A 10,949-nucleotide genomic window follows, 5' to 3' on the forward strand; every position below is an offset into this window, starting at 1 on the left:
AAGGGAATTCGTTGCATCTTTTTGCATCGGATGTTCCGGGAGTTGTTTATCAATGGGCTGGTCCGAACGGATTCAACTCAAACGATCAAAATCCGATACTGGATAATATTACAGTGGTTAATCAGGGAACATACACAGTAATGGCTTCTCAAAACGGATGTGTCTCTGAAACCGCTAGCGTTGAGGTTGTAGTAGATAAGGTGCCTTATTTTACGGTAAAAGACAATTGTCAAAACGACCAAACTTATCTTACGGCAACAGTTACGGATCCGGAAATAAATTTAGATTCATTGACCTATACATGGACTTCACCTGACGGAACTGTACTGAATACAAATCCGATTAATGTTACCGGAAGTACTGCCGGCTTATACACATTAACCATAACCAGTGCCAATGGTTGTTCCGTTACCAATACTTATGCGGTTTCTTGTACTAATTGCGGTATCCCGAAAGGAGTTTCACCAAATAATGATGGTCTGAATGACAATTTCGATTTGTCCTGTTTGAGCGGAATCACCAAAGTGAAAATTTTCAACCGATACGGAGTAACTGTTTTTGAAAAAGAAGGTTATATATCCGATTGGACCGGTAAGGATGATAAAGGGAATCAGCTTCCGGTTGCAACGTATTACTACGTGGTTTCATTCGACACCGGAGATGTGAAAACCGGTTGGGTGTATCTGAATTACTAAAGAATAATATAAAAAAAACGGAGCCAATTTTGACTCCGTTTTTTTATAATTTATCGGCTCTGTTCTGTGCCTTTCTTACTTTTTTGAATAATTCCGAGGAATAAACAAAATCAACAATCGCTTCGTTATCGGTTTTGAATATTTCCTTTTTTGTTCCTTCCCAGGCCAAAACGCCTTCTTTCAGGAAAACGATTTTTTCTCCAATTTCCATAACCGAGTTCATATCGTGCGTATTGATAACGGTTGTGATGTTGTATTCTTCAGTGATTTCCTGGATAAGATTGTCGATTACTACAGCGGTTTTCGGATCCAGTCCCGAGTTGGGTTCGTCACAAAACAAATATTTCGGATTGTTTACGATGGCGCGGGCAATCGCCACACGTTTTTGCATACCTCCTGATATTTCGGAAGGTTTCTTTGTATGGGCATTAATCAGTTTAACACGATCAATTACAAAATCAACACGTTCTTTAATTTCGCGGGTATTTTTGTTTGAGAACATTTTCAGTGGGAAACCAATGTTCTCTTCCACAGTCATCGAATCAAAAAGCGCACTTCCCTGAAATACCATTCCGATTTCGGTTCGCAATTCTCTTCTTTCATCGTCATTCATATCGGAATAAATTCGGCCATCAAAAGAAATCGTACCTGAATCTACCATGTGAATTCCTAACAGACTTTTAAGTAAAACCGTTTTTCCGGATCCGGACTGCCCAATAATAAGGTTGGTTTTTCCGGTTTCAAAACTGGTCGTGATTCCTTTCAATACCTTTTGTTCTCCAAAAGATTTCTCTACATTTTTTACCTCAATCATCTTATTTGCTTAAAAGTAATTGTGTTAGAACATAATTCACCAAAATAATCGCAACGGAGGTCCAAACGAACGAAGTCGTACTCGCCTTTCCAACTTCCAAAGCACCACCTTTCATGAAATAACCATGAAAGGAAGGGATTGTTGCCAATAAAAAAGCAAAACAAACCGTTTTAATGAACGCATACGTTATGTGGAACGGAATGAACTCTACCTGAAGTCCGGTCTGGAATTCGGTACTCGAAGCAAATCCTCCGTAAACACCGGCTATCCATCCTCCAAAAATTCCCAGGAACATACTCAATCCGATTACGAAAGGGTATAACATCATGGCTACGATTTTAGGGAATACCAGGTAGTTTAGTGAGTTAACCCCCATTACTTCTAAAGCGTCAATTTGTTCCGTAACCCTCATGGTACCAATGCTTGAAGTGATGAATGACCCCACTTTACCTGCCATAATGATGGAAATAAAAGTAGGGGCGAACTCTAAAATAACAGACTGACGTGTGGCAAAACCAATCAGGTATTTAGGGATAAGCGGGTTGGTAAGGTTTAATGCGGTTTGAATTGCAACTACACCACCAACGAAGAACGAAATGAACGCTACAATTCCTAATGAACCCATAACCAAATCGTCTATTTCCTTCATGATGAGCTGCTTCATCATGGACCATTTAGTCGGTTTGTTGAAAACTTCCTTCAACATCAAAAAGTACTTTCCTATCTGGGATAAATATCGAATCATGCTTATAAATATTTAGCGAAAATACGAAAATAGTTATGAGTTAGGATTTTGATTTATGAATATTTTGATAGGTAGGATTTTTATTTGAATATAAATCAGCAAATAAAAAATGGTAACAACTGTTTTTATCGATTTTCCGGCAGTGCCAATAAGGTTATGATAATAGATTTAATGAAATTTTAAAATCCTGATATTGTGTCGATATTATTGTAACTTTGTGATTATCAAATAATTGTATTTTTATTTAAGCATTTCGAATTTGATTTGCCGTGATTTTTTTGGATTAAAAAAAGGGAAAAATGATATTAATTTAAAATAAGGAAACATGAATGCAAATAAGCCGTCATATGAAGATTTAGAAAGACAGGTGACTATTTTGCATGATCAGTTGGTGAACTTGTCTTTGTTATTGAGTGAAACCTATAACGGACCGAAAGTTGTAGTGGAAGGGTTGATTAATTCTGAAACAACTTTGTTTATAGAAACTGATTTGCAGGGTAAAATCCGGTTTTTTAACAGGGCTGCTGAACTGTTAACCGAGTACAGTAAAAACGAAGTTAAGAACGAATTTATTTTGGATTTGTTTGAACCGGAATCTTCCAAAACATTTGTAATCGATGACAAGTCAGTAGAATTTCCGGATAAATTAGAGTGTAAAACGGTAACAAAATCGGGATCAGAATGTTACTTTACCTTACACCGTTGTGAGGCTTCTGAAAATAAAAATGTCGTAAGTCGTTATTTTGTTGGATTTGATGTGACAGAAATTAAAAAAAAGGAAACAGAATTGGTTTTGGAGAGCAAAGCGGCTTCCGCCAAAAAAGCCTTGAATATCGAATTGGTCAATACCGTTCTGCATAAAATTAAAACTCCGGTAGATACAATTACCGGGTTGTCCAATTTGTTGAATAATACTGAATTAGATATTGCCGAGAAAAATAATCTGGCCGAGGTAATATCCAATTGCTCCAGTGAGTTGTTGGGAACCGTATCAGAGCTGTTGAATTACAACTCGTTTGAATCGGAAAAAGAAGTTGTCCACATAGAAAAAGTTTCATTGAATGCGATTTTGGATGAGTTAAAAGGAAAATTTGGCGGACAGGTGGTTTTTAACGGACTGAATTTTCGTGTGAGAAAAGGACTGTCTGATAAAGAGGCCGAAGTATTGACAGACGCGCCAAAAATTACGCAGGTTTTAACCAATCTTCTGCATAATTCCATAAAATACACTGAAAAAGGTTTTATAGAAATCGGATACCAGTTGGTTAAGGATGAAATAGAATTCTACGTTAAAGACAGTGGTGTGGGGTTGGAAAAAGAATTCAAGGATAAACTCGTGAACTCACAGTTTAAGTTAGAAAGAACCTCGGGAGAAGGAAGCGGAGCAGGTTTGGGGCTTTCCAACAGCAAGCGGTTAGTTGATTTGTTAGGAGGCGTATTCGAAGTAGAATCAACTCCGGGTGTGGGGACAGCATTTTATTTTAGAGTTCCTTATATCCTTTCGCCTTCTGAATTTAAAACAGAAAAAGCCAGAGCAAAAGAAACCACTACGGTTTTGATTGCAGAAGATGAAGAAATCAGTTATTTGTTACTGAAAACATTGCTTGAAAAAGGAAATGTAAACATTATAAGAGCTAAAAATGGTGAAGAGGCTTATGAGATATACAAAAACAATCCGAATATCAATCTGATTTTAATGGATCTCCGAATGCCACAGGTGGATGGTTATACTGCTGCGCAGTTAATCAAAAATGAAGCTCCTGAAATTCCAATCATTGCACAATCGGCTTATTTTAAAGAAGATGAAGAAGGACATTTCGGAAAAACATTTGATAATTTCCTTTCAAAACCAGTTAATAAGGCGAATTTGAAAAAAGCCGTTAATAAATATATTGACGTTACTTTTTTGAACTAAAATGCCATTAGGGCAGCGTGTTACTATTTTCATTACAAACCATTCTTGGGATTTATTTTAAGAATGGTTTGTTTGTTAAAACAATTTATCTTTCATCTTCTTCCAACGATAGCTGCGTACAAACCTCGCCTGTTCTGGCGTAACCAGCATCGGTTTGTTTTCCGATTTCGCTTTCCAGAACCCTTTCAGATAATCCAGAAACAAAAGCGGTTTCCCTTTTCGCATTGCCAGTTTTAAAGAGGCGATGGCGGTTATGAAAAATCCGTAGCCCAAGGCATAAAAGGCCTCACCCTGTTTGTAACGGGAAGCCTGGTTGTAATTGGCTCCTGTGGGTTTCAGATGTTTTACTTTCAGAGATTCGTCAGTAACTACTTTCCAACCGTAGAATTTGCATAGCAATTCGTCTACAGTGTCCCAACCCATGGCCGGTTTTAGTCCGCCAATCTGTGCAAAGCATGCTTTTCGATAAGCCTTAAAAGCACCACGGATATGGTCTTTATCGGTTAAATTCTCCAGAATCCAATCGCCGTTTTTCTCGATATAAGCAAATCCGCCCACCATTCCGATTTGCTCATCACTTTTAAAATGACGGATAATGGTTTCGAAATAAATGTCGGGGAAAATTAAATCGGCATCGGCTTTTACCAGGAAATCATACTCTTCGTCAAGCGTTTCCTGTCCTTTCTGAAAAGCCTGAATCACCTTGCTGCCCGGTAAATGAATCGCATCTGAAGTTTTGTTTACTAATGTAATCCAAGGATGTTTTTCGGCGAAAGCCTGAACGATTTCGGCAGTCCGGTCTATGGAATTGTCATTGACGATAACAACTTTTGAAGGCAAAATCGTTTGCTTTGCCAGCGAATCCAGTGTAAGGGAAATGAATTTTTCCTCGTTATGCGACGGTATTACGATGTAATATTTCATAATTGTACGAAAGGAGTACTGCAAACGTACATAAAATTTTAGGTTGACTAACCGGTTTCCTTTGAATAATCAAATTTTGCAGCGGAAATATCTCTATTTTTGTAGGATTAGAAAATTGAGTAGTGGATAAAAAACGATTTGCTTTTATCGAAATGGAAACCCATTCAGCCTTGCTTGAACAGTGGTATTTATTGCTGAAGGAGATGCATCAGATTGAATACGGTTTTTTTATTCACGAAAAAGTGTTGCATAAAATCAGCAGCATTCCCAGGGAAATAATAACGGTTGTAAACTCTGTTTCGGAAATTCCTGTGAGCAATTTTGATGCGGTAGTCGTAAATACCTTTCATCGGAATTTCGAACAATATAAAATGGTTTTCGATCAAAAGCCTTCCTTTTGCCTGCTGCACAATCTCAACTTCAGCCTTTTTTTTAAAGGGATTTCCTTGCGGAATGTTTTAAGTGAAAAAGAACGTCTGACCTACTTTCTGAAGTTATACCTGAAAGAAAGTATAGGCCAAAACCGAAAATTGATTTTGAAAGCCGATCGGTTTGGTGTTTTATCGAAAAGTTTATACGATGAGGTTGTTGGAAAAAGCAGGCATGCATACAAAACAGAAATTGTACAGATGAATTATTGCCAGCCGGGTACTTTTCTGTCATCCGAAACTATCAATATCGTTATGCCGGGCAATGTTTCCAACAAACGTAAGGATGTGTCGATGTTACTTTCGGTATTGTCTAAACTCCATCCAAAATCAAAATTGCATTTTACTTTTTTGGGAAAACCCGAGAATGATAAGGTTTTAGATCAGCTGAAATCTCTGCAGGAGCAATGCGATACCAATATTGAAATTACCCATTACCATAAGTTTATTCCATGGGAAGAATACAGCAGGACGGTTGCCAAAGCGCATTTGCTTTTGTGTCCGATTAAAAGCGAGACATCGTTTTATTGGGTTGATGAAAATTACGGGACAACAAAAGTTAGCGGAAGCGAAGGTGATTGCATTCAGAACGGAAAAGTAGGCTTGTTTCCGAATTCCTACCCGAAAATGAACTGGCACAACCTGTACTATGAAAACGCATCGGATTTAGAAACAATTTTAAATAATCTTACGATTGAACAGCTTTCATCAGAATACGAAAAATTAGAGCCTTATCTGAATCAGTATACCTTTGAAACCGTCAAAAATAAATTAGAAAACCAATTGTTGGCGTTGGCCAATTCAAAATAAAATGTTGAAATTATTAATCAAAATGGCCTATAAATTCTGGCCTTCGTTATACAAAAAGCGTTTTTATAAAACCTTAAATTCGTTATCGACCGGGAACTACAAGTGCGAGCCCGAGTTGTTGTATATACAGCAGATCCTGAAACCGGATTCAGTATTCATTGATATAGGGACCAACAAAGGGATTTATCTGTACCAGGCTGAAAAAGTTATCACAACCGGGAAAGTTATAGGCTTTGAGCCAAACTCAAGTCTGGTGAATTACATCAAACCGTTATTCCCGAAAGCCGAAATTTACCCGGTTGCGGTTTCGTCCAAATCAGGAACGGCTGTGTTGAACATACCTAAAAAAGGTAACGGGCTGCAGGACACGCGCGCCTCTTTGGAAGCAATGGGTGAGGATGTGGAAAAAGTGGAAATCCAAATGGTAGCGCTGGACGAATTCGCCAAAGAAAAGCAATGGTCAAAAATTGATGTGATTAAAATCGACGTGGAAGGGCATGAGTTTGATTCGGTAAAAGGTTGTGAAACTATTTTACGAACAATAAAACCAATTTTTATCATCGAAATCGAATTGCGTCACGCGCATTACCCAATTCATGAAATTTTCGATTTCATCATTAATTTTAGGTACGAGGTATTTTACTTCGACCGAAAAACCCTGAAAACCGTTCCGTTCGATTACAGCCAAATGGCTGATTTTCAAAAAGATGAATATTTGAATGATTTCAACCGATATATTAATAATTTTATTTTTGTTCCGAATTGAGGTGTTAGAGATTAGGGAGAAGGGAAAAGGGATAAGAGAAAAGTTTAAAGTTGTTTGTGGTTCCTGTTTGAAAATTTGGAATTTGATTTAGTAATTGATAATTCATAAGTCGTAATAAAAAGTGAGTGTAGTAGCAAGACAAAGTTTAAAATACAGTATCGTAGGCTACTTCAGTACGTTGATAGGTATCCTGTCGACTGTATTCTTATATCCGCATGATTTGGATTTTGCCGGAAAACTGCAGTTCGTATTTCAAACCGCTATGTTGGCTTTGCCGGTGGTGGCATTGGGAATCATGCACGCCAATGTGCGTTTCTTCCCGAAGATGGTTGCCGAGAACAATCAGCAAAACCTGTTTAAATTTTCGGTTGGATTCATTTTAGCGAATTTTAGCATTGGTTTGATATTACTTTTTTTAGCAGTACTGATTTTTCCTCAACTCAAAACCACCGATTTCTGGGAAATGAGTGTGTATATTTTGCCTGTAGCGTTATTATTGGCTATAATCCAGTTGTGTTCCAAATACATTTCCATTAAGAAACGAATCGTAGTGCCCAATATTTTTGAGAACGTGTTTCCGAAAATTGGGATGGTAGCGGCCTTCTTGTTTTTCTTTCTGCATTATTTATCCGAAGAAGATTCCATTTGGTTGTTTGTAGGCGTTTTTGTTTTGGCACTTCTGGGGATGCTTTTATATCTGAACCGACTGGAAAAACTGTCACCAAAAATCGATTTTTCCTTTTTAAGACAGGATGGTTTCCAACGTGAACTAATGGCCTATTCGTTCTTTACTTTTTTAGGCAGTATGGGCTCTGTAGTAGCCCTGAACATCGACACCTACATGATAGGCGAGATGCTAACTTTTAAAGAGATTACCATTTATAATACATCGCTCAATCTGGTGCGTATGATTACCGTTCCTGCATTAGGCGTGTATACAATATCAGCTCCGATTATTGCAGGTTATATTGCCGAAAACAATATGCAGGACCTAAAAGCCCTGCACCATAAAACATCGTTGTATTTGTTTGCGATTGGAGCGGTGCTTTTTGGATTGGTAGCCGTAGGTATAGAAGATCTTTTTATGCTGATGAAAAACGGCGACCAATTGGCCAAAGGATTGCCGGTGGTGTACATTATGGGCTTTGCGTTTCTGTTCGATTTGGCAACAGGGTTTAATGGTTACATCATTTCCAATTCCAAATATTACAAATTCAATAATACTACGACCGTGGCGTTAGCAGTGCTGACCATCACCACCAATCTGATTTTCCTGTTCTGGTTTAAAATGGGAATTGTCGGGGTTTCTTTGGCAACGGCGATTTCGCTTACGGTGTACAACGCGGTAAAAATAGTCTTTAATTACCGGAAGTTTGGTGTGCATCCGTTTAGCAATAAATACCTTTACCTATTGGGGCTTTTAACCGTGGTTTTAGTCGTAGGTCAACTGTTGCCGGATTTCGGGAATAAGTTTTTAACACTGTGTTACAAACCGGGGGTTGCCTTTGTGATTTTTGCGCTCGGAAATCAAATCTTTAAAATCATTCCGGTTAAAGAGGTCATGCCGAAATCGCTTTTCGGGAAGAAGTAGTTTTCTGAAAAAAAAAGTTGGCTGAAGCTATCGAATCTCGGTGGTTGAGGCTCTCGAAGCTACCCATTGAACATTTTATGCCGTTTAATGTTTTTGCCCTGTCGGAGTTGTAATGCATGATAAAAGGAAGGCACATCGGTTGTCCATTCTTTTAAAGTCAGGATGATGGCTATAATTTCAAGTCTTGTCAGTATGCCAAGCCAAAAGCAAATGTCGAATAAAATGGTTGATTCACATTGCATCATGATTTGAATAAGTGTTGCAAACAAAAACAAAGTCCAAATTTTGGCGCCAATGGAATGCGTGGCAATTTCTTTTCTGAATTTTAAAAAACTGACTACATAGGTTAATGCTTCCACACCAATGAGTAATGTTAGTTTTAAAACATTACTTGCAAAAAAATCCGGGCATTGAATATAGGTCGCTACTGCCACGGAAACGAAAAATACCTGGTCAACAGTAGAATCTAACCGTCGGAGTTTTTGTGTTGAGATATTTAGCTGTCGTGCAACAATGCCATCGAAAATGTCTGTCAGCAATCCGATTGTCAAAAGTGTTATTGCGACTATTTCGTAATTGTCGATGTGAAAACAACTGAAAGCAATTATTGCAAAACCAATGATAAGTCGTGAAAAGATTAACGCTTTTGGGATTTGGTGCTTCATAAATATTTCTGCTGAAGGGAATTTTGTTTCTTTGGAATGTTTTGTCACTAAACCAAATATACAAAAAGGGTTTTAGTTTAGACTTGACTCCTTCTTGTTAAAAATAGGTTGTTAATAGTTGTCTTTATTATTCTTAACCAGCAAGAGCGAAGAATGGGTGAATTACTCCTGTTTAATTCCAATTGTCTATTTTAATATCGTCGGGCGAAGGACTTCCTTTTCCTGTTTCAACAAGCTGCTTCAGGCTAAGCATGAAGATTGCCCATTTCATGCTACAGTGCGCTTTAAATTCTACTTCCTCTGCCCAGTTCAGATGATTAAACATCACAATAGTATATTCCTCTTCTCTGTGAAGTTTAAATACCACATCGGTTCCGACCCATTCTTCCGGCCCGGAAGTAAATTGCCATCGGACTTCTTTTTCCGGTTCGAGATTTTTTACTTCCATAATCATACTTCCTATTTCATTGCCCTGAAGTGAATAAAATTTCACGACTATTGACTTTCCGACTTCTGATATTCCTGTAGTGTCTTTGGTCCACCATCCGGATATTCCTTCGACAGTAGCCAAAGCTTCATAAACTTTTTCTAAAGGGGCCTTTATACCGAGACGATGTATAATATTAACCATTTTTCTTAATAATTTAGTTTTTTGTAATTACTGCTTGTGGACTTTGGAAGAGGTTTCTTCCTATTCAGGCGGTTATTTATTAATAATAATCCTGGTTGGGGTAGGTCCGGAAACATTATTTCTGTCCCAGGCATTTTTTATGTCTTCCTGCACCGTGAAGAAGGCGCCCCAGTAATCAGCAGGTACGGCATAAGGACGAATCGCCAGTGAAATCATTCCGTCACCAACTTTAATTACATTTATTGATGGGGCAGGCTCTTTCAAAACAAATTTGTTTGCTACAATGGCCTGCATGGCAATCTCACGCGCTTTTTCAATATCGCTGTCCGGTGCTACCGCCATTGTGATATCCACACGCAGATTTCCATGTCTGGTATAATTCACTATGGTATTGTTGGATACGCCGCCGTTGGCAAGTATTACCGTTTTGTGTTCGGCCGTAAGTAAAATAGTGTTGAAAATCTGGATTTCCTGAACATGACCTGTTTGTCCCCCGGATTCAATTAAATCGCCGACTTTAAAAGGTTTAAAAACCAATATCAAAACGCCGCCTGCAAAATTGGCCAGTGATCCCTGTAAAGCCAAGCCTACAGCCAAACCCAAAGCACCAATCACAGCAACAAAAGAAGTGGTCTGAATGCCTAACATCCCGGCAACGGAAATAAGCAGCAATATTTTCAAACCAACACTTACAACACTTCCCAGAAAGGATTGTAAGGATATATCAATTTCGCGTTTCATTAATCCTTTTGAAATCAGGCGTGTCACTATGTTGATTAAGTAAAGCCCTATGATAAAGACTAATAATGCACCAATAAGTTTTGGGCCGAAGTTTGCAAGCCACTCCGTAAATTTTGACGAGTAATTATCTAAATTATCCATAGTTGTTATTTATTACAGTTAATTTAATGTGTTTCTATTGTTCCTCATTTTGTGTATTTCAAAACCACTCCACCTGTTAAAAG

General features: G+C 38.1%; 11 protein-coding genes. 5 read left to right on the forward strand and 6 right to left on the reverse strand.

Going from position 1 to position 10,949, the window contains the following annotated elements:
• On the forward strand, nucleotides 1–695 hold a 695-nt coding region (locus tag VLB74_RS08720), incomplete at its 5' end, for a T9SS type B sorting domain-containing protein (protein WP_325203070.1).
• Between the two features lie 43 nt (nucleotides 696–738).
• On the opposite strand, the gene VLB74_RS08725 is transcribed toward VLB74_RS08720, so the two are convergent.
• A complete protein-coding gene (locus tag VLB74_RS08725) occupies nucleotides 739–1,509 on the reverse strand; it encodes an ABC transporter ATP-binding protein (RefSeq protein ID WP_325203071.1) in 771 nt (256 codons plus the stop codon).
• 1 nt (nucleotide 1,510) lies between these two features.
• Complete coding sequence (locus VLB74_RS08730) at nucleotides 1,511–2,254, reverse strand: MlaE family ABC transporter permease (RefSeq protein ID WP_325203072.1); 744 nt, start codon at nucleotides 2,252–2,254, stop codon at nucleotides 1,511–1,513.
• A 325-nt stretch (nucleotides 2,255–2,579) separates the two neighbouring features.
• On the opposite strand from VLB74_RS08730, the gene VLB74_RS08735 reads away from it, so the two are divergent.
• Entirely contained in the window at nucleotides 2,580–4,169 is a 1,590-nt protein-coding gene (locus tag VLB74_RS08735) for a hybrid sensor histidine kinase/response regulator (protein ID WP_325203073.1), read from the forward strand.
• A gap of 75 nt (nucleotides 4,170–4,244) precedes the next feature.
• Here VLB74_RS08735 and VLB74_RS08740 read toward each other — a convergent pair whose 3' ends face one another.
• Nucleotides 4,245–5,093, reverse strand: a complete 849-nt coding sequence (locus tag VLB74_RS08740; RefSeq protein ID WP_325203074.1) for a glycosyltransferase family 2 protein — start codon at nucleotides 5,091–5,093, stop codon at nucleotides 4,245–4,247.
• 122 nt (nucleotides 5,094–5,215) lie between these two features.
• Between VLB74_RS08740 and VLB74_RS08745 the strand changes: the two genes are divergently transcribed.
• The 3 genes from VLB74_RS08745 (at nucleotide 5,216) to VLB74_RS08755 (ending at nucleotide 8,688) form a co-directional block, all read left to right on the forward strand.
• Entirely contained in the window at nucleotides 5,216–6,331 is a 1,116-nt protein-coding gene (locus VLB74_RS08745) for a glycosyltransferase family protein (protein ID WP_325203075.1), read from the forward strand.
• Between the two features lies 1 nt (nucleotide 6,332).
• Nucleotides 6,333–7,097: an FkbM family methyltransferase gene (locus tag VLB74_RS08750; protein WP_325203076.1), complete on the forward strand. Its 765-nt coding sequence runs from the start codon at nucleotides 6,333–6,335 to the stop codon at nucleotides 7,095–7,097.
• A gap of 121 nt (nucleotides 7,098–7,218) precedes the next feature.
• Nucleotides 7,219–8,688, forward strand: a complete 1,470-nt coding sequence (locus VLB74_RS08755) for a lipopolysaccharide biosynthesis protein (protein ID WP_325203077.1) — start codon at nucleotides 7,219–7,221, stop codon at nucleotides 8,686–8,688.
• A gap of 59 nt (nucleotides 8,689–8,747) precedes the next feature.
• On the opposite strand, the gene VLB74_RS08760 is transcribed toward VLB74_RS08755, so the two are convergent.
• The 3 genes from VLB74_RS08760 to VLB74_RS08770 form a co-directional block, all read right to left on the reverse strand.
• Entirely contained in the window at nucleotides 8,748–9,353 is a 606-nt protein-coding gene (locus VLB74_RS08760; protein WP_325203078.1) for a CDP-alcohol phosphatidyltransferase family protein, read from the reverse strand.
• A 172-nt stretch (nucleotides 9,354–9,525) separates the two neighbouring features.
• Complete coding sequence (locus VLB74_RS08765) at nucleotides 9,526–9,984, reverse strand: SRPBCC family protein (protein ID WP_325203079.1); 459 nt, start codon at nucleotides 9,982–9,984, stop codon at nucleotides 9,526–9,528.
• Between the two features lie 72 nt (nucleotides 9,985–10,056).
• Entirely contained in the window at nucleotides 10,057–10,866 is an 810-nt protein-coding gene (locus VLB74_RS08770) for a mechanosensitive ion channel family protein (RefSeq protein ID WP_325203080.1), read from the reverse strand.
• Nucleotides 10,867–10,949: the final 83 nt, after the last annotated feature.

It is taken from the genome of Flavobacterium sp., from assembly GCF_035456225.1.
GTDB lineage: Bacteria > Bacteroidota > Bacteroidia > Flavobacteriales > Flavobacteriaceae > Flavobacterium.

What these genes read in the sequence shown, in the direction of transcription:
- VLB74_RS08725 (WP_325203071.1), bottom strand. Translation starts at nt 1,509, where the DNA reads ATGATTGAGGTAAAAAATGTAGAGAAATCTTTTGGAGAACAAAAGGTA.
- VLB74_RS08730 (WP_325203072.1), bottom strand. Translation starts at nt 2,254, where the DNA reads ATGATTCGATATTTATCCCAGATAGGAAAGTACTTTTTGATGTTGAAG.
- VLB74_RS08735 (WP_325203073.1), top strand. Translation starts at nt 2,580, where the DNA reads ATGAATGCAAATAAGCCGTCATATGAAGATTTAGAAAGACAGGTGACT.
- VLB74_RS08740 (WP_325203074.1), bottom strand. Translation starts at nt 5,093, where the DNA reads ATGAAATATTACATCGTAATACCGTCGCATAACGAGGAAAAATTCATT.
- VLB74_RS08750 (WP_325203076.1), top strand. Translation starts at nt 6,333, where the DNA reads ATGTTGAAATTATTAATCAAAATGGCCTATAAATTCTGGCCTTCGTTA.
- VLB74_RS08760 (WP_325203078.1), bottom strand. Translation starts at nt 9,353, where the DNA reads ATGAAGCACCAAATCCCAAAAGCGTTAATCTTTTCACGACTTATCATT.
- VLB74_RS08765 (WP_325203079.1), bottom strand. Translation starts at nt 9,984, where the DNA reads ATGGTTAATATTATACATCGTCTCGGTATAAAGGCCCCTTTAGAAAAA.
- VLB74_RS08770 (WP_325203080.1), bottom strand. Translation starts at nt 10,866, where the DNA reads ATGGATAATTTAGATAATTACTCGTCAAAATTTACGGAGTGGCTTGCA.